This is a genomic window from Nonomuraea sp. NPDC023979, from assembly GCF_040639085.1.
Classification (GTDB): Bacteria; Actinomycetota; Actinomycetes; order Streptosporangiales; family Streptosporangiaceae; genus Nonomuraea; species Nonomuraea ceibae.
The window spans coordinates 141,088-163,346 of the sequence record NZ_JBEZZG010000017.1 but is presented as its reverse complement, the minus strand read 5'-3'; the positions used below and the strand labels follow the sequence as shown (position 1 = coordinate 163,346).

Sequence of the window (22,259 nt, the reverse complement as noted above, 5' to 3'; positions counted from 1 at the left end):
CGGCAGATGACTCAACTGCCCCAGGTACGCCGGACCGTCTTCGGCGGCGAGAAGATCGGCATGGGCTTCAACAGCGAGTCCGGATCGGCCCTCCCCTCCCCGTTCGAGGGTTTCACCCTGCAGGCGGGCGCCCCCGGCGGGGCGGGGCAGCAGGTCATCCCCACCGTCACCGTCGTCACCACGCACGAGGAGCTCCAGAACGCCCTGGGGATGTCCTTCACGGCCAACGGCCGCTACGGATTCTTCAAGGAGTCGCCGAAGGGCATGTTCGCGCAGAGGACGCGGTACAACGCGCTGTCGTCCTTCCTCGTCGCCCGCGTGGTCGTGAAGAACCCGATCGAGCACGGGAAGGACTTCCGGCTCTCCAAAGAGGCGACCGACCTGCTGCACCCGACCCGCCTGCCGGAGTTCAGGCAGAAGTTCGGCGACAGCTTCGTCCGCGGGCTGCAGGGGGGCGGGGAGCTCTGCGCCGTCGTCCGCATCACCTCCATGTCCGTCGCGACGCAGGCGTCCCTCGCCGCGACTCTGCAGGCGGAACTGGACGGGCAGCAGGGCCCCGGATCGTTCGACGCGGCGTTCCTCCAGGCCAACACGGCCAGCGACACCAGCGCCGAGAGCGCGGCCGTGATGTTCCGGCACACCAGCCTGGGCCCGGAGACCTGGTCGCCGGAGTCCGTCGACGAGGTGATCCAGCACTTCAGGGAGTTCCCGGAGTTCGCCAGGAGCCGCCCCACGGCCTACGAGACCGAGGTGGCCACCTACGACACGGTGCCCCTGCCGATCCCCGTGCCCGACGAGTCGGCGGCCTTCGTCGCCGCCCTCGCCGACGCGCGCGCGAAGAAACTGCGTTATATCCAGCTCAAGAACGACCTGGAATTCGCCCGGGACAAACCCGCGTTCTACGACGCCGTCCCGGACGCGAACACGGTCACGGGGTCGATCAATCTTTATGACCAGTTGATAGACGCGGTCACGGAATACGCGGTCAAACTCACTACGAAAGAAATCGCCGTGCCGAATCCCTTCAATCCGGCGCTGCTGACGCCCCCTCTCGCGGAGCCGGCCCCGGTCACGCTCGCCAGGAAGACGTTCAGCAGCACCCCCGATTTCTCGCACGTGCGCCTGCACCGCATCATCCACGACCTGCAGCCGTTCAGGAGCGGGGAGCGCCCCATGTGATGGCGTCAGCCGTTCGGCCGCACCTCGTAGGTGACGTAGTAGTAGGAGGTCTCGGTCTCCGACTTGGCGAGCTTGGCGATCGACCCGGCGCCCGCCTCCGACTCGAGCACGGTGATCGAGCCCAGGAGGTCGTTGTCGGAGACGTCGTCGAAGTCCCAGAGCGAGATGTTCTGCGAGAACTCCACCGGCACGTCGACGCCCGGCGCCTGCGTCTGGTCCGCCTGCATGTCCACGGTGGTGTGGTCCGGCGGCCAGATGGAGTCGTCCAGGTCTCCTGACGTGGTGGTCGTGACGAAGAGGTTGTCCGGGTCGGAACGCGCGCTGTCGATGGCGTTCACCACGTTGGGCAGCCCCTTGACGAAGTCGGCCAGCGAGCCGCCGTCGAGCTCACTGAGCAGCTTCACCGGCGCGAGCCCGGCCAGGCCCTCGACGACGCCGGCGTCCGTTCCCGTCGCATGACGCAGGCACCATATCTGCTGGATTGTTGCGGTCGCGGTCATGTTCTCCTCCTGGATTATCCGCCGCCTTGATTTCTGAAGTCAGTTATCCGGAACAAATGTCATGCACGCTCAGTTACAAATCTATCGGGCGCCTCTGCCAGGGCAACCATGCGGGCGCAAAGCGGCACACAATATCCGGCGCGCCGCGAAAAGGCCTAATTTCTCGCCGTTTCCGGCCTCGGCAGGGGCCGAGCAGCTTCCTGAGGACGGCTTGCACGGCAGGCATAAGCTGTTGCCCATGACGCAAGAGGACGAGGATCTCGACCACCTGGTGCGCACGCGCATCCGCGCGCTGCGGGTCGCGCAGGGCTGGTCCCTGGAGGAGCTGGCCACCCGCGCCCGGATGAGCCAGTCCTCGCTGAGCCGCATCGAGAACGGCCGCCGCCGCCTCGCGCTGGACCAGCTCGTCACCCTCGCCCGCGCCCTGGACACCTCCCTCGACCAGCTCGTCGAGACCGCCGCCGACGACGTCGTCACCAGCCCGACGATCGACGCCGCCCACGGCCTGATGCGCTGGCCCGTCAAGGCCGATCCCGGCATGACCGTGATGCGCCGGCGCATCACCGAGCCGCCGCCCGCCAACCCGGCCCGCATGCGCGCCCACCCGGGCCGCGAATGGCTGGTCGTCCTGTCCGGCACGGCCGTCCTCATGCTGGGCCACCGCCGCCTGCGCCTGGAGGCCAACCAGGCCGCCGAGTTCCCCACGATGACGCCGCACGCCATCGGCGCCGAAGGCGGACCGTGCGAGATCCTGGGCATCTTCGACCGTGACGCCCAGCGCGGCCACCACCGCGAGGGCGGCGACCGGCGGGACGACGTCCCCGCGTGAGGAGGATCCGATGCTGACCGTTCGCGGCGTGTCGTACCTGGTGGACGACGCGCCACCCGGCGAGGTCGGGCGGGACCTGCGGGTGATTCGCGAGGAGCTGCACTGCACGGCGGTGATGCTGATCGGCACCGACGAGGAGCGCCTGATCCGCGCCGCCGAGCAGGCCCTGGACGCCGGTCTGGAGATCTGGGTCCGGCCGCATCTGCGTGACCGTCCCCGGCCCGAGGTGCTGGCGCACCTGGAACGGGTGGCCACGGCGGCCGAACGCCTGCGCGCCGCGCATCCCGATCGGGTGACCCTGCTGGTGGGCAGCGAGTTCTCCCACACCGCCCCGGGGATCGTGCCGCTGCCCTGGTCCTACCTGCGGCTGCTGGCGATCCTGCGGGCCCGCCGCCTGCTGCGCCGCCGCATCACCCGGAAGCTGGACGCCTTCCTGGACCGGGCGGCGCGGTGCGCGCGGCAGGTCTTCCACGGCCCGCTGAGCTACGCGGCCGCCGCCTGGGAGCAGGTCGACTGGTCCCGCTTCGACGTGGCCGGGGTCAGCCTCTACCGCTCGGGCGACGACCACGCGGGCTACGAACGGCGCCTGCGGTCACTGGTGCGCGACCAGGCCCGGCCGGTGGTCGTCACCGAGTTCGGCTGCGGCGCGTTCACCGGGGCCGACCTGCGCGGGGCGGCCTCGTTCCGCATCGTCCGCTGGTTCGCCGAGCAGCCCGAGATCCGGGGCGACCACCCACGCGACGAGCGCACGCAGGCGGCCTACCTCGGCGAGCTGATCGGCCTCTACGACGACGCCGGCGTGCACGGGTGCTTCGTGTTCACCTTCGCCATGCGGGGCTTCCCGCACCGCGACGACCCGAGGCTCGACCTGGACAAGGCCGGGTTCGGCATCGTGAAGGTGGCGGACGGCGACGACCCGGCCTGGACGCCCAAGGCGGCCTTCCACGAGGTGGCGCACCGCTACCGTTCCCTGTTACGGGAGAACCGGGCGAACAAGAAGAAGTAGAGCCGGATGTACTGCCCGACGAGGATGCCGTTGATGATGGTGCCCTCGCGGATGAAGTGCGGTGCCCCGAGGAAGATCAGCCCGATCGCCGCCGAGGTGACCAGCAGCGTGCAGTCGAAGGCCGTCTTGATGTTGCCCCACTTCCAGCCCGTCCGCTTGAAGATCGTGTTGACGAACATGTCGATCGGCATGAGCACCAGGTTGGCGCGGATCATCAGGAACAGGCCGAACGCGAGCGTCGCGTCCGCGAACACCAGGAGCGCGAACCGGCCGGCGTACGGCTCGACCACGATCCAGTCCGTCAGCATCAGGTTCAGGTCCAGGAACGAGGCCAGGGCCAGGGCCGGGATCAGCGACAGGAAGCTCCTGGCCTTGAAGTCCTTCGGCATGACCAGGTACGTCAGCCCGAGCATGACGAGTTCGAGCAGGAAGTTGAACGTGCCCTGGCTGATCGGCGGCAGCACCAGGGTCATCGTGCGGGTGAGGCTGCTCTGCGGCGAGATGCCGATGCCCGCCCTGATGGCCAGGCTGACGCCGAGCGTCAGCACGTAGATCCCGGCGGCGTAGGTGATCCAGCGCCGCACCAGGCTTCCGGTGTCAGCGACCCCGGCATCGTGTTCGTTCTGTAGCACAGTCTCTCCTCGGCTACGTGTCAGGTGACCGGCACCCGCTGACACTCGGTCGGATACGGAAACGCTGTCGTCAGACCATGAAGCCGAAGCGGTCCAGCGAGATGAACAGGGTCAGGAGCTTGTTGACGACCGGCTCGCCCTCGTTGCGGTGGCCCAGCTTCTCCAGGGCGGCGTCGATCGAGCGGGTGGCGTCCACCAGCTCGGGCAGGTCCATGTCGGCCATGACGCCGTAGATGTCCAGCGGCAGCGAGGCCCGCACCTGCCCGTCCTCGGTGACGACGCAGCCGCCGACGTAGGCGTCGAGCCGTTCGAGGTTGGCGCACATCTCGCCGCTGTCGGCGCCGACGACCACGAAGTACGGGAAGGGGGCCGGCCAGAACGTGGAGACGGCGCCGCGGTCGATCGAGACGCCCTTGAACAGGCCGTTGACGATGTGGCGCGTCCCGTCGGCGTAGCGCTGCACGACGGAGATCCGGTTCAGCCGGACGCCGTCCACCTCGGGGACGACCGCGCCGTCCCGGAACGGGACCCACACCTCCTGGGCGAACTTGAGGTGGCCGCGCCCGTAGACGTCGAAGAGCAGGACCTTGGCCCGCTCCCCGTCGGCGGAGACCTCGATCGGCGTGAGGTCGAGCTGGTCAGGGGTCAGGCCGGTGAGGCCGGGCCTGGGCTGCTTCACCATGCCGGAGTAGTCGAGGCCGGCCCGCCTGAGGAGCTTGCGATCCTGGGCCACCAGCTCGCCGCCCTTGAACACGTACCTCGGGTTGATCTTCGACAGGCTGTCGGTCAGCACGATGTCGGCGAAGCGGCCGGGGGCGAGCGAGCCGAACTCGTGGTCCATCCCGAAGGAGCGGGCGGCGTACAGGGTGCCCATCTTGATCGCCTGGATCGGCGGGACGCCCATCTCGACGGCCAGGGAGATCACCCAGTCGATGTGGCCCTTGGTCAGGACGCGGTCCACGGAGATGTTGTCCGCGCAGAGCTGGAAGTTCTCGGCGGGCCAGCGGCGCCTGACGATGGCGCGCAGCATCGTCCTGATCACCTCGGGGCTGCCCACGCCGAACTTGATCTGCGTGTGGAACCCGTACCGGACGCTCTTGTCGATGTCCTCCTCGTTCCAGACGTCGTGGTTGTTGTGGGCGCCGATCGCGGGCAGGTAGTTGAGCAGCATGTCCGGCAGCGCCGTCACCCCCCAGTGGGCGTTGACGAAGCCGCCGTTGGCGCGGCCCAGCGCGGCCTTGCGGAAGTCGTCGTCGTTGCCCGTCATGTACGACAGGTGGGCCAGCTCGCCGAGGCCGATCACCGGGTCCATCCGCAGCATGGCGGCGGTGACGTCGACCGACGTCTTCTTGCCCGGCGCGAAGGCGTAGATCCGGTACGGCAGCTTCTCGTGGTCCTTGAACAGGGCCTGGGCAGCCTCGATCGCCTCGTCGCCGGCGGCGCTGGCGAAGTCCAGCGTCTCGGCGAAGATCGTCGTGGTGCCGCTGGGCACGATCGCCTCGCCGAACGCCGCCGGGTGGGCGAGCTGGGCGTCGAAGTGGAGGTGAGCGTCGATCAGGCCGGGGATCGCGTACAGGCCCTGGCCGTCGAAGACCTCCCGCACCCGCACGACCGACTCGTCCGGGTCCAGCGCGATGATGCGCTGGTCGTGGACGAGGATCGAGCCCTGGTGGACGGCCTCGCCGTGCACGTCCAGGACGTTGAGGTCGCGCAGCAGCAGATCCGCCTCCCGCTCGCCCCGCAGAATGTCGAAGATCATCCGGACGTGGTCGTAGTGGGCCGGCAGGTCGGCCGTCTTGTCGTGGGGCATGCGTTTCCTCACTTCATCGCCGCTCTTGTCGCGTTGAGGACATGAAAGGGCACGCCACCGTTGCTGACAAGCAGCCGTTTTCGCACGGACTGTACGCTTTTTGCGTACAGTCGGGACGAGGAGGCCCCATGCTCCATTCACGCCTGCTGCAGTACCTCGACGAGGTCGCGCGGCACGGCTCCATCCGGGCGGCCGCGGCGAGGCTCCACATCGCCCCGTCGGCGATCAACCGGCAGATCCTGGTCCTCGAACAGGAGCTCGGCGAGCCGCTGTTCGAGCGGCTGCCGCGCGGCATGCGGCTCACCCCCGCCGGAGAGGTCCTGCTGGCGCACGTGCGGCGGACCATGCAGGAGTACCGCGAGGCCGTGACCGAGATCCGCGACCTGCACGCGCTCCCGAGCGGCGACGTGGTGATCGCCACGATGACCGGCCTGGCCAGCGGCATCGTCTCCGCCGCGACCGTCAGCTTCTACGCCCGCCATCCCGCCGTGCGCATCTCGATCCGGGCGCTGTCCACCCACGACATCCTGCGCGCCATGGTGGACAGCGAGGCCGACCTCGCGCTCGGCTTCAACATCCCCGCCTCCCCGCAGCTGGAGACCTGCTGGCAGCTCGACACCCGGCTCGGCGCGGTCGTCGCGCCGCAGCACCCGCTGGCCCGCCGCGAGTCGATCCCGCTGGCCGACTGCGCGGCCTACCCGCTCGTCTTCGCGGACCGGTCGATGCTCATCCACGGCATCATCGCCGACACCTTCGCCGAGGCCGGGCTCAGGGTCGAGCCCGCCTTCCACACCAACTCGATCGAGACGATGAAACGGCTCGCCGCCTCGGGGGCGGCCGTCGCGTTCCTCAGCCGGTTCGACATCGCCGAGGAGCAGCACAACGGCAGCCTGGCCTACCGGCCGGTCCGGGACCGCGCCTTCAGCAACAACATCCTCTCCCTCGTCCGGCGCGGGAAGCACGGCCACGGCCCGGCGGCGCTGCTGTTCGCGGAGGAGATCGTGGCGACGCTGGAGTCGGTCGTCTCCTCGGCGGGCTGACCCGGCCGGGCACGACGCGCCGACGCGGGCCTGGGGGCTGCCCGCCCGCCCGTTCGTCGGCTACGGTCGGGAAACGCATGCCGAGTGCCGCGCTGCGCAACCTCGCGCCGCCTCGCGCCGCCCGCCGTGGCCGTTCCCCAGCCCGTTGGAACGTGCCACCAGACCCCCCCAAGCAAGGAACGGAGCCCCGACGTGACGAGCGAGCCACGCCCCATGACACGCGAGGACCGCAAGGTCCTCGCCAGCACCCTGGCCGGCACCACCATCGAGTGGTACGACTTCTTCATCTACGCCCAGGCCGCCGGCCTGGTGTTCGGCCCGCTGTTCCTGGCCCCGGTGAACGAGCAGGCCCCCGGCCTGGCCACGCTCATCTCGCTGGCCACGATCGGCATCAGCTTCCTGTTCCGGCCGCTCGGCGCGATCATCGCGGGCCGGTACGGCGACCGGCTGGGCCGCAAGCGCATGCTCGTGCTCACGCTGCTCATCATGGGCGGGGCCACCACCCTCATCGGCCTGCTGCCCACCTACGCCGACATCGGCGTGGCCGCGCCCATCGCCCTCATCCTGCTGCGCATCCTCCAGGGCTTCTCCGCGGGCGGCGAGTGGGGCGGCGCCGCCCTGCTGTCGGTGGAGCACGCGCCGCGCGAGCGCCGCGGCTGGTGGGGCGCCTTCCCGCAGGTCGGCGTGCCGATCGGGCTCATACTCGCGACCGGCGTGCTGTGGGTCATGAGCACGGTGACGACGCCGGAGCAGTTCCAGGCGTGGGGCTGGCGGGTGCCGTTCCTGCTCTCCCTCACGCTGATCGTCATCGGGTACCTGGTCCGGCGGGCCGTCGAGGAGAGCCCCGTCTTCCAGGAGCTCCAGCAGCGCACCAGGACCTCCTCCGCGCCGCTGCGCGACCTGTTCCGCCACAACAGCAAGAACGTGGTCCTCACCGCGCTGATCTTCGTGGCGAACAACGCCGCCGGATACCTCCTCATCGCCTACTTCATCAGCTACGGCACCACCACGCTGGGCCTGTCCCGGCCGTCCGTCCTGCTCGCCACCGTCGCCGGTTCGGTGGGCTGGCTCGGCTTCACGCTGTACGCGGGGGCGCTGTCCGACAGGATCGGCCGCGTGCGCACCTTCCAGATCGGGTACGCGCTCGTCTTCGTCTGGATGATCCCGCTCTTCCTGCTCATGGAGACCCGCAACATCTGGCTCTTCGCCACCGCGATCCTCGTCCTGACCCTCGGCCTCGGCCTGTCGTACGGGCCCATGTCGGCCATGTACGCCGAGATGTTCCCCGTCTCGGTCCGCTACTCCGGCGTCGCGATCGGCTACGCGCTCGGCGCGATCCTCGGCGGGGCCTTCGCGCCCACCATCGCCCAGGCCCTGGTGCAGAGCACGGGCACCACGATGTCCGTCGGCGCGTACATCATGGCGCTCTGCGTCGTCTCCCTCGCCGCCGTCACGGCGGTCAAGGAACCGAAGGGCGCCGACCTGGGCCTGACCCGGCCGTCGGCGCCCTGACGCGAGGCGGCGACCGCGCTCGATCGGGGCGGCGGCGAGTGGCAAGATGATCGGAATGCCGATCGATTCGCACCTGCTCGCCGTGTTCACGGTGACCACCGTCGTCGCTCTGATCACCCCGGGTCCCGACATGCTGTTCGTGCTGGGCTGCGGCGTGCGGGGCGGCGCCCGCGCCGGGCTGCTCGCCACGCTCGGCGTGATCACGGGTGACGCCTTGTACGTCGTCGCCGCGGCGGCCGGGCTCTCCGTGCTGCTGACGGCGTTCCCCGTCGTGTTCACCGTGCTGCGGCTGGCCGGGGCCGCGTACCTGATCTACCTCGGCGTCCAGATGTTCCGCAACCTCAGGAAGGGCTACGCCGACGACGCGCCCGGCGCCGGGATGACCGGCCGGAGCGCCTTCCTGAACGGCGTGGTGTCGTCGGCGGCCAACCCGCAGACGTTCACGTTCATGGTGGCCTTCCTGCCGCAGTTCATCGACCCGGGGGCGGGGCCGGTCTGGCTGCAGTTCGCGATCCTCGGCGCGATCCTGATCATCCTGGAGTTCCTGGCCGACGCGACCGTCGGCGTGCTGGCCGGGCGGATCGGCGGCTGGCTGCGCGCCCGGCAGGCGGTGCGCCGCCGCCTCGACGCGGCGACCGGCACCCTGTTCATCGGCCTGGGCGTCACCCTCGCGGCCCAGCGCTAGCCGCACGGCGGCCGGTGGGGCACGCCGGGGATGTGCCGCTCCCACTGCGCCCGGGTGATCGCCGGGTGGGCGCGCTCGCACACCCGGGCGGCCACCCGCCCGGCGTCGGTGTCCCACAGCCGCGCCGCGGCGTCGGCGCCGCCCGAGGCGAGCAGGCCGTCCGGGCCGTACGCCACCGTGTAGATCCGGTCGGTGTGGCCGCTCAGCACGACCGGGACGCCGGGGCGGCGCGGGTCGTCGAGCCGCCACAGCCGCACCGTGCCGTCGAAGCTCGCCGTGGCGAGCGTCCGGCCGGCCGGGGCGAACGCGACGTCCGCGACGGCGTTGGAGTGCCCGGTCAGCGTGGCGAGCGGCTTCGGCCGGCGCGGGTCGGCGACGTCCCACAGCCGGGCCGTGCCGTCGAAGCCGGCGGACGCCAGCAGGTTCCGGCCGCCGAACGTCACGTCGTTGACGGCGTTGGCGTGACCGCCGAGCGTGGCCAGGGCCACAGGCCGGCGCGGGTCGGCGACGTCCCACAGGCGCACGGTGCGGTCGGCCCCGGCGGTGGCCAGCGTCGTCCCGTCCGGGCCGAACGCCACCGAGTAGACCGTGTCCGCGTGAGCGGTCAGCGTGGCGAGCGCGGCAGGCCGGCGCGGGACCGCGATGTCCCACAGGCGGACGGTGCGGTCGGCCCCGGCGGTGGCCAGCGTCGTGCCGCCCGGGGCGAACGCGACGGAGTAGACGTTGTCCGTATGGCCGCCCACCGTGGCCAGGTGGACGGGCCGGCGCGGGCCGGACACGTCCCACAGCCGCACGGTCCTGTCGAGGCTCGCCGTGGCGAGGGTCCGCCCGCCGGGCCCGAACGCCAGCCCGACGACGCCGTCCGCGTGCCCCGGCAGCGTGGCCACCCGGACGGGCCCGCCGGTGTCCCACAGCCGCACCGTCCGATGGCTCGCCGCGGCCAGCAGGCCGTCAGAGCCGAACGCCACCGCGTACACCGTCCCGCTGTTGCCCCCGAGCGCCGGGCCGGGGACGTCCCAGAGCCGGGCCGTGGCGTCCCTTCCGGCGGAGGCCAGCGTGCGGCCGTCCGGGCTGAAGGCCACCGCGAAGACCGTGTCGGCGTGCCCGCGCAGCGTGATCGGGTCACCGGCGTCGCGCGCGTCCGCGACGTCCCACAGCCGGACGGCGAAGTCGTAGCCGCCGGTGGCCAGCGTGCGCCCGTCCGGGCTGAACGCCGCCGCGGCGATCCCGCCGCCCTCCTCGGTCAGCGTGGCGAGCGGCTTCGGGCGGCGCGGCTCGGCGACGTCCCACAGGCGCAGCGTGTCGTCGAAGCTGCCGGTGGCCAGCGTGCGGCCGTCCGGGCTGAACGCCGCCGTCAGGACGGGCCCGGTGTGGCCGCGGAGCGTGCCGAGCGGGACGGGACGGCGCGGGTCGCCGAGGTCCCACAGGCGTATCGGACCGTCCGACCCGGCCGTGGCCAGCGTGCGCCCGCCGGGAGCGAGCGCCACCGCGGGTGAGGCCTCCTGCCTGCCGTCCAGCGCGGTCAGGAGCTCCGGGGCGCCCGGATCGGTCACGTCCCACAGCCGCACCAGCCGGTCGTGGCCGGCGGTGACGAGCGTGCGCCCGCCGGAGCCGAACACCACCCGCCGGACGTCGCCGGTGTGCCCGGCCAGCGTGGCCACCTGCCGCGGACGCCCGGGGACGCTGACGTCCCACAGACGGGCGAGATCGTCCTCCCCGCCGGTCGCCAGCACCCGCCCGTCCGGGCTGAACGCCGCCGACAGCACCCCCTCGGCACGGGAGCCGGCCGTGGCCAGGAGCGCGGGGCGGTGCGGGGCGGACAGGTCCCACAGCCGCAGCGTACGGTCGGTGCTCCCGGTGGCGAGCAGCCGCCCGTCCGGGCTGAACGCCGTGGCGTAGACAGCGTTCGTGTGGCCCGCCAGCCGGGTCGCGTACGGGCCGGCCAGCGCGCTGAGCAGGCTGCCGCGCGCCTCCGGGCCGGGGACGAGGCGGTAGGCGGCCAGGCTGAGCTGGGCGGCCAGCGCCGGATCGGTGGCGCGCAGCGCGCCGGTCTCGGCGCTCAGCTTCAGCGACAGCGCCTCGTCCCGCTGCTGGGTGGCCGTGCGCTGCGCCTGGAAGGCGAGGCCGGAGGCGCCGAGCGCGAGGACGAGCAGGACGGCCAGCGCCACGATCACCTGGCGCATGCGCCGGGCGCGGCGGCGCGCGTGCCGGGTGCTGGCGTCGAGGAAGGCCCGCACCTGCGGCGGCAGGCCCCGCCCCGCGGCCCACTGCTGGGCCGCCAGCAGGCGCGCCCCGCGGTAGAGGGCGTCGGGGTCGCGCCGGTCGCGCTGCCACGCGGCGGCGGTGGCGGCGAGCTCGCGCCCGGCGACCAGCCCCGCCCGGTCGGTGCCGAGCCATTCCCGCAGCGACGGCCAGGCCGTGAGCAGGGCCTCGTGGCTGATCTCGACGCTGTCGGCGCTCGCGGTGACGAGCCGCTGGGCGATGAAGCGGTCGAGCACGTCCTCCGCCTCGTCCGGCCGGTCACCGCCGTGCCTGGCCAGCAGCTCGGCGGTGGCGACCCGGCGCCGGGTGTCGGCGGTGTCGGGAGCGACGTGCACCAGGTCGAGAAGCAGGCGGCGCGCCGTCTCGCGCCCCGACGGCGGCAGCGCGCCGTAGACCTGGTCCGCGCTGGCCGCCACGGCGCCGTCGAGGCCGCCGACCTCGTGGTATCCGGCGACCGTGAGCTTCCTGCCGTTCCCCTGCCGCCAGGCGGCGTGCAGCACGTGGGAGAGCAGCGGGAGGACCCCGGCGTCGTGCGCCGCCCGGTCCGCGCCCCTCGGGGCGACCTCCCGGACCAGGAGCTCGACGAGCCCGTCCTCGACGTCGATCCCGGCCAGGCGGGCCGGCTCGGTGATCGCCTCACGCAGCTCCGCCTCCGTCATGGGGCCGACGGCCAGCTGACCGTCCTGCACCGCGGTGACCAGCTCGGGGAAGCGCAGCAGCGGGGCGTAGAAGTCGGCCCGCAGCCCGAGCACCACCAGCGCGCCGCCCGCGGCGGCGGCGCACAGCGCGGCGACGAACCGCCGCCGCTCCTCCTCGTCGGCGCAGAGCGTGAACACCTCCTCGAACTGGTCGACCACCAGGACGAGCGGCCCGCCGTACACGGCGCAACTCCCGGGGTCCGCCCGGATCGCCGCCGCGACCTCGCCCCCGGGCGTCCCGGTGACCGCCGCCAGCCGCGCGGCCAGCTCGTCCACCGGGCGGGCGCCGGGCACGCAGAGCACCACCGGCCAGTCCCCGGAACCGGGCAGCTCGCCCGCGCGCAGCGCCGCGATCAGGCCCGCGCGCAGCAGCGACGACTTGCCCGACCCGGACGGCCCCACGACGACCTGCACGCCGCCGCCCCGCTCCCGCAGCCGGCCCACGCGGGCGACCAGCCGGCGGGTCAGCTCGCGGCGGCCGAAGAACCACCGGGCGTCCTCGACCCCGAAGGACGCCAGCCCCCGGTACGGTTCCGGCCCGGCGGGGCGGCGGCCCGGCGAACGCCGCGTCCTGCGCCAGGCGCTCAGCCACTCCTCCAGCGTCCGCGCGTCGGTGACCCCGCACGCCTGCAGCACCCGCGTGAGCAGGTCCCGCGACGCCGCCGACGGCAGCCCGCGGCCGGCGAACCAGTCGCCGAGGGTGCTGTGCGCGCCGTGCCCGCCCGCCTTCGCCGCGACCTGCCGGACCGTCAGGCCCGCCTGCTCGCGGAGCAGGGAGAGCTCGCGCGCGAAGTCCCGCCGGTCGCGCACCCGCCCGGGATCGGGCGCGTCGGCTCCGGATGCGTCGGCTGCGGGCGTGTCGGGTTCGGGCGTGTCGGCTTCGCGGGCGGCGTCGGGGCCTTCTCGGGTCGGCACACCAGTACGTCGCCGCGAGGTGGCGGAGGGTTACAGGCCCGGTGTCCGATACGTCGTGTACGGCCTTGTACGGACAATTCCGCACTGCTTCCCAACCGCCCAGGACTCCGTGATCGTCGACTCGGCGGCGTCCGCCGAGGCGCCCCCGTGCGCGGACGCGCCTCCACCTCACGTTAGGAGCAGCCGTATGCGACCACCTCCAGGAGCCACCCGCACCCGGCGCCCGCGGGCGTCCGCCGTGCTCGCGGCCGTCCTGCTCGCGGCCGCCGCCCTGGCCGGCCTGTCGCCCGTCACCCCCGCGGCTCCGGCGCACGCCGACGCCGGCCAGGTGTGCCGGGTGACGTTCTCCGTCACCACGGGCGGGGACGGGCTGCGCGACGACTCCACCGAGACCGTGACCCTGGGCGGCCAGGCGTTCCTCTTCGAGGACTGGAACGGCGACGGCGCCGAGGACACCCCGCCCGAGCGGTTCCACCTGGGCGGCACCGGCGACCTCGCGCACACCACGTTCACCTGGCACGCCCACCTGTCGCCGTGCGTGCCCGCCGACGCGCTGCTCGACGGCTTCACCTTCCACCACCTGTCCACGGCGCCCGACCTGAACGCGGACAACTGGGACCTGAAGGCCCTCAGGATCGTCGACCGCGACAGCGGCGCCGTCTACGCCGACCGCCCCGCCTCGGCCGAGCTGCTCCACCGCTTCTACAAGAACACCGACCAGACCTGGAACACCAGGGAGGGCCTGCCGGACGCGGACACCGACGGCGACGGCCTGACCGACCGCGTCGAGCTGCGGGGCATCCCGCGTCCCGACGGCACCCGCGACACCTGGCTGCCCGAGCACGGCGCCGACCCCTGCCGCAGGACGATCGCCGTGGAGATCGACTGGCTCGACGACGGCACGGACTCCGACCGGCCCACGCCCGGCGCCCTGGCGGAGGCGCGGCACATGTTCGACAGCGCGCCGGTCAGCCCCGCCGGGGCCTGCCCGTACGGTCCCGTGTCCAGGACGGGCATACAGCTGCTGATCGACGAGTCGACCGCCATCGCGGTGACGCCGCAGGAGCGCAGGCGCTACCTGTTCGCCGAGGAGCCGGACGGGCGCACCGTCTTCGAGCACCACCGCGACGGCAACTTCCCCGCCGCCCGCCAGGGGTTCTTCTTCTACTCCCTGTGGGGCTACCAGTACAGCGACAACCACAGCGGCGGCCACTCGCACGCGGGCGGGAGACGTACCGACTTCATCGTCACGCTGGGATCGTGGGGCGACGTCACCGACCGCGAGCGGAGCGCGCTGTTCGTCCACGAGCTGGGGCACGCGCTCGGGCTCGCCCACGGCGGCGGCGACGGCGTCAACCACAAGCCGAACTACCTGTCCGTCATGAACTACGCCTACGGGCTCATCGGCGTGCCCGACTACAGCGCCTGGCAGGCGGCCGTCGGCGGCATGGGCGACGCCGACGCCGACGTCTGGAGCGACCGCGTCCGCGCGGTGAGCTCGATCGACTACTCGCGGGAGAAGCTCACGGACCTCCAGCAGTCGAAGCTGGTTGAGAGCAGGGGAGTCGGGGCCTCGACCGACCTGCTGGTCACCTGGCTCGACCCCCGCCTGGTCCAGCGGGTCGCCGACGCCTCCCGGGGGATCGACTGGGACTGGAGCTCCGGCGGCGCCGCCGACCCCGACCCGTCGCACGAGGTCGGCGTGAGCCTGCTGAGCTGGAGCCAGGTGTGCGTCTCACCGGAGGACCCCGCCGGCACGCGGCCCGGCCTGGACACCACGCCGCACGACCTCGACCGGCGCTACGGCAACCTGATCGTCACCGGGAACGACGACGAGTGCTCGACCATGGCGGAGCCCGGCGACACGCAGGTCCGCGACCCGGGCTTCCGCTACCCGGGCAAGGACGAGACGCTGAGCGGCTTCGACGACTGGGACGCCATCACCTTCCCCATCGGGGTGTCGCCCGACGCCGGCGCTCCCTCCCCGCAGCCGCAGGAGCCCGAGCTGACCGAGAAGGAGGGCAGACGCCTCGTCGCCCGCCTCGTCGACGCGATGGTCGCCGCCGCCGCCCCGGCGCCGTCGGCCACGCCCCGCTGGGGTTACGCGTACATGGACCAGGCGAGCGCGCCGCTGGGCGCGGACACGGCGCTGAACCCCGCCTACCAGTGGACCACCGGCAGGCTCGACCCCGCCACCGCGAGCCGGCGGGCGAGCGTGAGACGCACCGGGACCGGGGACTACGAGGTACGCCTGCCGGACGTCGCCTCGCAGACCGGCGTCGCCCACGCCACCGCCTACCGCACGCACTACCGGGGCCGCGTCTGCTCGGTGGCCGGTCAGCAGCCCGCCGGGCCCGACGAGGTGATCCGGGTGCGCTGCTTCGACCAGACCGGAGCCCCGGTGGACTGGTGGTTCACCGTGTTCTTCGCCGCGCCCGCCGCCGGTGACACCCCCTACGCCACCGTCCGCTACGACGCGCCCGGCGGCGCCGGTGACCTCGCCCCCGCGCGCAACGACGGCACGTTCAACTCGGCCGGCCTGGTCAACCACGTGCGCCACGAGGGGACCGGCCGCTACACGGCGGTGCTCAAGGGCGCGCCGTACGCCGCCGACAAGGGATACCTCCAGGTGGGCGCGTACGGGACGGGAACGCCCGCGCGCTGCCACGCGGAAGGCACCGCGCCCGCCGGGGAGGGCCTGGAGGTGAGCGTCGGCTGCTACGCGATCGGCGCGGACGCCACGCCCCGCCGGATCGACTCCCCGTGGGTCCTGTCCTACACGCAGGACGCCGGGCTGCACCGGGACGCCTCGACGCCCGCCGCCTACGTCACGACCACGGGCGACCCGGAGAACCCCGGGATCGACGCCCGCCGCTCCCACAGCACGAGCGCCGAGACCCCGGCGGTCACCCGCCTCTCGGCAGGCTGGTACCGGATCGCGTACACGGGGATCGGCAAGCCGGGCGACAGCGCTCAGGTGTCGTCCCGGAGCGCGGGCCGCTACTGCCATCTCGGGAACGTCAACGCCCACAGCGCGCCGCCCGCGCTCCTGATGGACGTCTACTGTCACTCCGGGGCGGGCACCCTGGCCGACGCCCACTTCGGCGTCGCCTACCTCAGGGCGCCCTGACCGGGAGCCCCGTCCCACAGCCGCGCGCCGCGACGGAAGGAACGCGTGTTGACCAGTTCGGAAACGGCCGGCCCGCCCGCCCGGACCCGTGAGGCCGTGCTGTTCACCGGGCTCGGCCTCGTCGCGGACACGGCCGCCGTCGCGCAACTGGCGGTCAGCGGCTCGGTGACGGGCATCCTCGTCACCGGCCTTCTGGCCGCCCTGCTCGGGTTCGTCCTGCTGCTGCGGCGGCTCGGCAGCGCCCTGCGCGTCGCCGACCTGCTGGTGGCCGTGCTGATCGCCGTCGGGGCCGGGACGGCGGGCGCCGCCTTCGACCGCCTCCTGACAGCGCCCGAAGCCTCCGCCTCCATCCCCGCCGTCACCCCAGCGTCCTCGGCCGGCGGCGAGAACGTCACCGTCCCGGCGACCCCGTCACCCTCCACGACGGCGACCGGCGAGGGCGAGGTCACGCTCGCCGACAACGACTACCTCGACCTGGAGAGCGGCGTCGTCAGCGAGGCGAATGCCACCGCCGACATCGTCTACAACGCCCCGTACACCGACCTCTGGACCAAGGGGGGCGGCGAGCTGCGGATCACCCCCTTCGACGGGACCCCCACGAAGGCCGCGTGCGCGGCGCGGCTCCAGCGCCGCCACTACGGCAGCGTCGACGCCGAGAAGGGCGCCTGGTACTGCCTGGAGACCACCGAGCGGAACGTCGCCGCGGTGCGGGTCACGGACGTCTCCCGGCCCGACGGCAGCGTCACCGTGTCCTACCTCGTCTGGAAGCCCTGACGCCGTCACGAGCCCAGGTCGTCCCACTCCTGGAGCAGGTGGGCCGTGGCCGCCGAGGGAGCCGTGAACGACCAGCGGCCCGGCGGCAGGCTCAGCGCGCACCCCCCGCCGGCCAGCCTGGTGACCGGCAGCTGCTCGTTCAGGCCCATGAGGAAGGTGCCGTTCACGGTCATCCCGTCCCACGCGCCGCGTACGGGCAGCACCGCGCGGGCGCTCACGCCCTCCGGGACGGCGAAGGTGAACTGGACCCCGCCGGGCCCGGCCCGCCAGCCCGACTCGACGGTCCCCGAGGCGCTCGCGTAGCGGGCGTGCGCCTGGCGCAGCAGCGGGACCGGGCCGGGGCGCAGCAGCAGCTCGCCGAAGCCGCCGCCCGTCCCGCGCGGGTCGTCGCCCAGGCCCGCCACGTGCCGGAACAGCCAGTCGCCCACGCAGCCGTAGGCGTAGTGGTTGAAGGAGTTCATCGCCGGCGTCTGCAGGCCGTGGCGGTGGTGCCAGGCGTCCCAGCGCTCCCACATGGTCGTCGCCCCGGCGCGGAGCTGGTAGCGCCAGGACGGGTAGCCCTCCTGGTTGAAGATCCGGCACGCCAGGTCGTGGTGTCCGGTCTCCGACAGCACCGGCAGCAGCAGCGGGGTGCCGACGAAGCCCGTCATCAGCCGGTGCCCGTCGGCGCGGACCAGCTCGGCCAGCGCCCGCGCCGACGCGGCCCGGTCCTCCGGCGCGACCAGGTCCCAGGCGAGGGCGACGGCGTAGCCGGTCTGCGTCTCGGTGCGCAGCCTCGGCCCGTCGAGGAAGGCCCGCCGGAACGCGCCGGACACGCGGGCGGACGCCTCGGCGTACTCCGCCGCGTGCGGCTCGCCGAGCACGCCGGCCGCGTGCGCGATCAGGCGGAGGCTGCGGGCGAGCGCGGCGGTGGCGATGAGGTTCCTGGGCGTCTCGACCGTGCCGGGGGCCAGCCAGTCGCCCAGCGCCCGGCCCGGCCGCACGCCGTCCTCGGCCTGGGCCAGGCAGTAGGCGGCCCAGCGCCGCATCGGGTCGTACGCGCGGCGCAGCGTGCGGTCGTCGCCGTAGCGCCGCCACAGCAGCCACGGCACCTCGACCAGCGCGTCCGACCACACGGGGGAGTCGTAGCCGTACTCCGGCAGGACCGGCGCGACGTGCGGGACCGCGCCGTCGGCCCGCTGCCCGTCGATCAGCGACGTCACCCACCCGGACAGGAACGCCTGCGTGTGCCGCAGGAAGCTGAGCGTCGAGCCGAACACCGAGATGTCGGCCGTCCAGCCGGTCCGCTCGTCGCGCTGCGGGCAGTCGGTCGGCACGCTCACCAGGTTGCCGTCCGCCGACGCGCCGATGTTGGCGACGAGCTGCCGGACGGCCGGATCGCTCACGGTCAGCGAGCCGGTGACGGCCATCGCCGACGACAGCAGCACCGCCTCCAGGTCGTCCGGCGTCAGCGCGCCGGGAAAGCCGGTGATCTCGGCGTAGCGGAACCCGTGCAGCGTGAACGCGGGCTCCACCTCGTGCCGGCCGGGCCCGAGCAGGAACTCGTCGCACTGGTCCGCGGTGCGCAGGTTGTCGGTGTAGAGCCGCCCGGTCGCGGTCAGCTCCTCCCCGTGCCGCACCACGATCCGCACCGGGCCCGGCGCGTCGACGCGCAGCCGGACGCGCCCGACGACGTTGCGCCCGAAGTCGGCCACCTGGACGCCCGGTGCGGGCTCGGTCACGCACACGGCGGGCACCGTGCCGATCACCCGCACCGGGGGAGCGGGGTCGGCCTCCACGAGGACCCCCGGGACGGCCACCGGCTCGGCCGCCCCGCCCTGGGGGAACGGGGTCTGCACGGTCTCGCCCATGATCAGGTCGGCGCGCGGGCGGCCGAGGTCGTGCCGGGTCCAGGCCGCGTCCGTGGCGCACACCCGCCGGACCCCGGCGCCGTCCCGCACGAGCACCTGGGCGCTGACGGCCGGCCGGTCGCCGTAGCGGCCCGGCCCGCCGCCGGCCACGTGACCCGCGTACCAGCCGGGCGCCAGCCACAGCTCCAGCTCGTTCTCACCCGGCACGAGCAGCCGCGTGAGCTCCAGCAGCCGGTAGCGGACCCGGTGACCGTAGTCGGTCCAGCCGGGGGCCAGCTCCTCCTCGCCCAGCCGCACCCCGTTGAGCAGCGCCCGGTAGACGCCCAGCGCGGTGGCGGCCAGCCAGACGCGCCCGGGCTGCGAGGTGAACGACCCGCGCAGGCTCACCGCCGCCCGCGGATCGCCCGCCAGCCACGGGGCGTCCCACCCGCCGCCCGCCCGCAGGCCCGTCGTGAACGCGCCGGCCGCGTGACCGTCCACACTCCACGTGTACGGCGTCAGCGGCGCCAGCAGGTCGTCCGGCACGTCCACCAGGTGCGACCCGGCCGGGACGGACGACCGCCACACCTCGCGCCCTTCGGCGCGCACCGTCACGGCGGCCTCCTCGGCGAGCCGGGCGTTCCACGACAGCCGGGGCGACGGCTCGTCCACGCCCACGGGATCGGCCAGACCGCACGTCAGGCCCGCCTGCGGGCCGGGCGGGACCGGACGGATGAGCGGCGCCTGCGCGCCCGAGACCTGCGCGCCGAGCACCCCCGATTCCCCGTTCACGCATCGAGCCCGGTGGTGAAGGCGTTGTGCAGGCCGTCGACGTCGACGCCGGACAGGCTCGGCGCCATCACGTTGATCAGCAGCACGAAGCACGCGTCCTGCTCCGGGTACATCCACCACTGGCAGCCCGAGGCGCCGCCGTGCCCGTACAGCCGCCGTTCGAGCAGGCCGGGAGCCGAGTGGCGCAGGTTCCAGGTGAGGCCCCAGTCCTGCCCGGCGTTGACCGGGTCGGGCTGCAGCTTGACCAGGCCCGTCGTCTGCGGGGTCGTCATCGCGGCCAGGGTGGTCGGGTGGATCAGCGCGCGGTCGCCGCGCAGCAGCGCCCCGCCGAGCGCCAGCAGGTCCTCGGCGCGGGAGAACAGCGCCCCGGCCGGGTGGCGGAGCCGGACGAACGCGTCGAGGTCGAAGCTGGGCCCGAGCAGCTCGACGCCGTGGACCTCGGCCGGGTCGCAGGCCGGGTCGAACGTGATGCGCCCGCCGCCCGGCACCAGCGCGTTCAGGTCGGAGTCGACGACGCCGGCCACGTCGCGGCCGGTGACGTCGCGGATCATCTCCGCGATCCCGGCGAAGGCCAGGTTGGAGTAGTGGCTGAGCGTGCCCGCCTCGAACAGCGCCGGCGCGGTGACCAGGTGCTCCACCAGGTCGTCGGGGGTGAGCGTCTGCTCGGCGATGCCGGCGGTGTGGGTGAGCAGGTGCCACAGGGTCACGTCGGGCCGCGCGAAGCCCGGCAGCACGTCCCGCAGCGGGCGGCGCAGCGACAGCAGCCCGCGCTCGACCTGGCGCAGCGCGGCCAGCCCCACCAGCGGCTTGGTCACGGAGAAGAGCGCGAAGTGGTCGTCGGTCCTGGTCGCGCGGCCGTCGTGCGTGCCGAACGCCTCCAGCACCTGGATGCCGCCGGAGGTGGCGGCGCCGAACACCGCGCACGGCAGCCGCCCCCCGTCGATCTCGCGTCTGACCCAGTCGAGCGCGATGTCGTGCGTGGTCATCCCTTGAGAGCACCTTCCGTGAGACCGGCCAGGACGCGCTTCTGCGCGGCGACGTACACCGCCACGAGGGGCAGCGTGGTGAGCAGGACGTGGGCGAAGACGAGGTTCCAGTTCAGGCTCTGCAGGGTGCCGGAGGCGAACTGGAACAGGCTGAGCGGCAGCGTGGCGTTCGCGCTGCCCTGGAGCAGGAAGAGGGCGAAGAAGAAGTCGTTCCAGACGCTGATGACGAGGATCACGCTGCCGACGAACAGCACCGGCCGCAGCAGGGGCAGCAGGATGCGGACGAAGACCTGCGGGCGGGAGGCGCCGTCGATGGCGGCCGCGTGCTCCAGGTCGGGCGGGAACGCCCGGACGAACCCGGTCGCCAGGAAGACCACGATGCCCACGCGGCAGCCGGTCATCGTCAGCACGTAGCCGAGCGAGCCGCCGTCCAGCGACAGGGCGCGCAGCAGGTAGACGGTCGGGATGATCGACGGCGGCAGCAGGATCGACAGGCCCATGACGAAGTAGGCCGCCTGCAGCCAGCGCGACCGGCTGCGCCCGAACGCCCAGGCCGCCGCCGCGCCGAGCAGCACCACGGCCGCCACGATCGGCACGCTCACCTTGAGGCTGTTGAGCAGCCCCGTCAGGTAGGCGCCCCGGTCGAGCACGATGCCGTAGTTCTCGGCGACCGCCCACGTGCGGGGCAGGCCGAGGCCCAGCTCGGCGGCCTCGCCCGCGGGCTTGAACGAGTTGACGACCACGAGCCACACGGGCACGATCACCCACGGGATCGCGAACAGCGTCAGCGCCGCGTACTTGAGCGCCTGCCTGAAGGCGGGCCTCATCCCGTCACCTCCCTGCGCCGCAGCCACCACACGAGGGGCACGGCGGTCGCGATCACCAGCAGCGTCACGGTGAAGCCCAGCGCGCTCGCGGTGCCGAAGAAGCCCTGACCCCACTGCTGGCGCATCACCACGTTCAGCGCCCGCGTGTGGTCGCCGGGCCCGCCGCCGGTGGTGGCGGCGATCACGTCGTACGCGCTCAGCGCGCCCACCAGCGTGACCGCCACGTTGAACGTCAGCGCCGGGGCGAGCATCGGGAACACCACCCGGCGGAACCGCGTCCACGCCCCGGCCCCGTCGACGGTCGCCGACTCCAGCAGCGACTTCGGGATCGAGTTGAGCCCCGCGATGTAGACGAGCGTGATCAGCCCGCTCCACTTCCACGCGTCGATGAACGCGACCACCACCAGCGCGGTGGCCGGTTCGCCCAGCCACGCCCACTCGATGCCGAGGAAGGAGTTGACCGCCCCGTCGGGGGCGAGCAGCCCGCGCCAGATGTAGCCGGCGGCCAGCGGCGAGATGAGCGTCGGCAGGAAGAACGCCGAGCGGAAGACGGTGTTGACCCGGCCGGTCCGCTGGAGGGCCAGCGCCAGCGAGAGGCTGACGGCGTTCTGGATGGCCATGCACAGGATCGCGTACAGCACGGTCACGGTGACCGCGTTGGCCAGCAGGTCCTGGTCGATCAGCGTGCGGACGTTGTCCAGCCCGTTCCAGGTGATCTCGGCGCGGAAGCTCGTCCACGAGGAGAACGCGAACCGGACGTTGAGCAGGAACGGGGCGACGAAGAAGACCGCGACCAGCACGATCGCGGGCAGCGCCCACGGCAGCCAGGCCGCCCTGGCCCGCGTCATGTCCC

16 protein-coding genes are annotated in these 22,259 nt (G+C 73.1%); 8 read left to right on the top strand and 8 right to left on the bottom strand.

Annotated features, from left to right (window positions below; genetic code table 11):
- The first annotated feature begins 6 nt into the window (after positions 1–6).
- Positions 7–1,179 carry a hypothetical protein gene (locus tag AB0G11_RS27795; protein ID WP_357589371.1) on the top strand — a complete coding sequence of 391 codons (1,173 nt, stop codon included), beginning with the start codon at positions 7–9 and terminating at the stop codon, positions 1,177–1,179.
- A gap of 5 nt (positions 1,180–1,184) precedes the next feature.
- Here the strand turns inward: AB0G11_RS27795 and AB0G11_RS27790 are convergent, their stop codons facing one another.
- Positions 1,185–1,679 (bottom strand): hypothetical protein, encoded by a 495-nt coding sequence (locus AB0G11_RS27790; RefSeq protein WP_357589369.1) that lies wholly within the window; start codon positions 1,677–1,679, stop codon positions 1,185–1,187.
- 238 nt (positions 1,680–1,917) lie between these two features.
- Here AB0G11_RS27790 and AB0G11_RS27785 point away from each other — a divergent pair, with 238 nt between their 5' ends.
- Positions 1,918–2,508, top strand: coding sequence for an XRE family transcriptional regulator (locus tag AB0G11_RS27785; RefSeq protein WP_219509050.1), 591 nt, complete (start codon positions 1,918–1,920; stop codon positions 2,506–2,508).
- Positions 2,509–2,518: 10 nt separating this feature from the next.
- Positions 2,519–3,514 carry a hypothetical protein gene (locus AB0G11_RS27780; protein ID WP_357589367.1) on the top strand — a complete coding sequence of 332 codons (996 nt, stop codon included), beginning with the start codon at positions 2,519–2,521 and terminating at the stop codon, positions 3,512–3,514.
- Here AB0G11_RS27780 and AB0G11_RS27775 read toward each other — a convergent pair.
- Both AB0G11_RS27775 and AB0G11_RS27770 read right to left on the bottom strand, forming a co-directional pair.
- Positions 3,469–4,146, bottom strand: a complete 678-nt coding sequence (locus AB0G11_RS27775) for a DUF6198 family protein (RefSeq protein ID WP_219509055.1) — start codon at positions 4,144–4,146, stop codon at positions 3,469–3,471. The two genes, AB0G11_RS27780 and AB0G11_RS27775, sit on opposite strands and share 46 nt — an antisense overlap.
- Before the next feature lie 70 nt (positions 4,147–4,216).
- Positions 4,217–5,956, bottom strand: coding sequence for an adenine deaminase C-terminal domain-containing protein (locus AB0G11_RS27770; RefSeq protein ID WP_357589365.1), 1,740 nt, complete (start codon positions 5,954–5,956; stop codon positions 4,217–4,219).
- Positions 5,957–6,084: 128 nt separating this feature from the next.
- Between AB0G11_RS27770 and AB0G11_RS27765 the strand changes: the two genes are divergently transcribed.
- From AB0G11_RS27765 to AB0G11_RS27755, 3 genes are all read left to right on the top strand, one after another.
- Entirely contained in the window at positions 6,085–6,996 is a 912-nt protein-coding gene (locus AB0G11_RS27765; protein WP_219509059.1) for a LysR family transcriptional regulator, read from the top strand.
- 213 nt (positions 6,997–7,209) lie between these two features.
- A complete protein-coding gene (locus tag AB0G11_RS27760; protein ID WP_357589363.1) occupies positions 7,210–8,508 on the top strand; it encodes an MFS transporter in 1,299 nt (432 codons plus the stop codon).
- Positions 8,509–8,563: 55 nt separating this feature from the next.
- On the top strand, positions 8,564–9,193 hold the full coding sequence (locus AB0G11_RS27755; protein ID WP_219509063.1) for a LysE family translocator: 630 nt from the start codon (positions 8,564–8,566) through the stop codon (positions 9,191–9,193).
- Here AB0G11_RS27755 and AB0G11_RS27750 read toward each other — a convergent pair.
- Positions 9,190–13,068, bottom strand: a complete 3,879-nt coding sequence (locus tag AB0G11_RS27750) for a helix-turn-helix domain-containing protein (RefSeq protein WP_357589361.1) — start codon at positions 13,066–13,068, stop codon at positions 9,190–9,192. The genes AB0G11_RS27755 and AB0G11_RS27750 overlap by 4 nt on opposite strands.
- Positions 13,069–13,255: 187 nt before the next feature.
- Between AB0G11_RS27750 and AB0G11_RS27745 the strand changes: the two genes are divergently transcribed.
- Positions 13,256–16,198, top strand: coding sequence for a hypothetical protein (locus AB0G11_RS27745; RefSeq protein WP_357589359.1), 2,943 nt, complete (start codon positions 13,256–13,258; stop codon positions 16,196–16,198).
- 48 nt (positions 16,199–16,246) lie between these two features.
- Entirely contained in the window at positions 16,247–16,972 is a 726-nt protein-coding gene (locus tag AB0G11_RS27740; protein ID WP_357589358.1) for a hypothetical protein, read from the top strand.
- Positions 16,973–16,977: 5 nt separating this feature from the next.
- Here the strand turns inward: AB0G11_RS27740 and AB0G11_RS27735 are convergent, their stop codons facing one another.
- From AB0G11_RS27735 to AB0G11_RS27720, 4 genes are read right to left on the bottom strand one after another with little or no spacing between them, the layout of a single operon-like run.
- Complete coding sequence (locus tag AB0G11_RS27735; protein WP_357589356.1) at positions 16,978–19,593, bottom strand: family 78 glycoside hydrolase catalytic domain; 2,616 nt, start codon at positions 19,591–19,593, stop codon at positions 16,978–16,980.
- A complete protein-coding gene (locus AB0G11_RS27730) occupies positions 19,590–20,579 on the bottom strand; it encodes a serine hydrolase domain-containing protein (protein ID WP_357589354.1) in 990 nt (329 codons plus the stop codon). The genes AB0G11_RS27735 and AB0G11_RS27730 overlap by 4 nt, the downstream gene beginning before the upstream one ends.
- Positions 20,576–21,406 carry a carbohydrate ABC transporter permease gene (locus AB0G11_RS27725; protein WP_357589352.1) on the bottom strand — a complete coding sequence of 277 codons (831 nt, stop codon included), beginning with the start codon at positions 21,404–21,406 and terminating at the stop codon, positions 20,576–20,578. Before AB0G11_RS27725 ends, AB0G11_RS27730 begins: the two co-directional genes overlap by 4 nt.
- Positions 21,403–22,254 (bottom strand): sugar ABC transporter permease, encoded by an 852-nt coding sequence (locus AB0G11_RS27720; protein WP_246645848.1) that lies wholly within the window; start codon positions 22,252–22,254, stop codon positions 21,403–21,405. The genes AB0G11_RS27725 and AB0G11_RS27720 overlap by 4 nt, the downstream gene beginning before the upstream one ends.
- Positions 22,255–22,259 lie beyond the last annotated feature (5 nt).

What these genes read in the sequence shown, in the direction of transcription:
- AB0G11_RS27795 (WP_357589371.1), top strand. Translation starts at nt 7, where the DNA reads ATGACTCAACTGCCCCAGGTACGCCGGACCGTCTTCGGCGGCGAGAAG.
- AB0G11_RS27790 (WP_357589369.1), bottom strand. Translation starts at nt 1,679, where the DNA reads ATGACCGCGACCGCAACAATCCAGCAGATATGGTGCCTGCGTCATGCG.
- AB0G11_RS27785 (WP_219509050.1), top strand. Translation starts at nt 1,918, where the DNA reads ATGACGCAAGAGGACGAGGATCTCGACCACCTGGTGCGCACGCGCATC.
- AB0G11_RS27780 (WP_357589367.1), top strand. Translation starts at nt 2,519, where the DNA reads ATGCTGACCGTTCGCGGCGTGTCGTACCTGGTGGACGACGCGCCACCC.
- AB0G11_RS27770 (WP_357589365.1), bottom strand. Translation starts at nt 5,956, where the DNA reads ATGCCCCACGACAAGACGGCCGACCTGCCGGCCCACTACGACCACGTC.
- AB0G11_RS27765 (WP_219509059.1), top strand. Translation starts at nt 6,085, where the DNA reads ATGCTCCATTCACGCCTGCTGCAGTACCTCGACGAGGTCGCGCGGCAC.
- AB0G11_RS27760 (WP_357589363.1), top strand. Translation starts at nt 7,210, where the DNA reads ATGACACGCGAGGACCGCAAGGTCCTCGCCAGCACCCTGGCCGGCACC.
- AB0G11_RS27755 (WP_219509063.1), top strand. Translation starts at nt 8,564, where the DNA reads ATGCCGATCGATTCGCACCTGCTCGCCGTGTTCACGGTGACCACCGTC.
- AB0G11_RS27745 (WP_357589359.1), top strand. Translation starts at nt 13,256, where the DNA reads ATGCGACCACCTCCAGGAGCCACCCGCACCCGGCGCCCGCGGGCGTCC.
- AB0G11_RS27730 (WP_357589354.1), bottom strand. Translation starts at nt 20,579, where the DNA reads ATGACCACGCACGACATCGCGCTCGACTGGGTCAGACGCGAGATCGAC.
- AB0G11_RS27725 (WP_357589352.1), bottom strand. Translation starts at nt 21,406, where the DNA reads ATGAGGCCCGCCTTCAGGCAGGCGCTCAAGTACGCGGCGCTGACGCTG.
- AB0G11_RS27720 (WP_246645848.1), bottom strand. Translation starts at nt 22,254, where the DNA reads ATGACGCGGGCCAGGGCGGCCTGGCTGCCGTGGGCGCTGCCCGCGATC.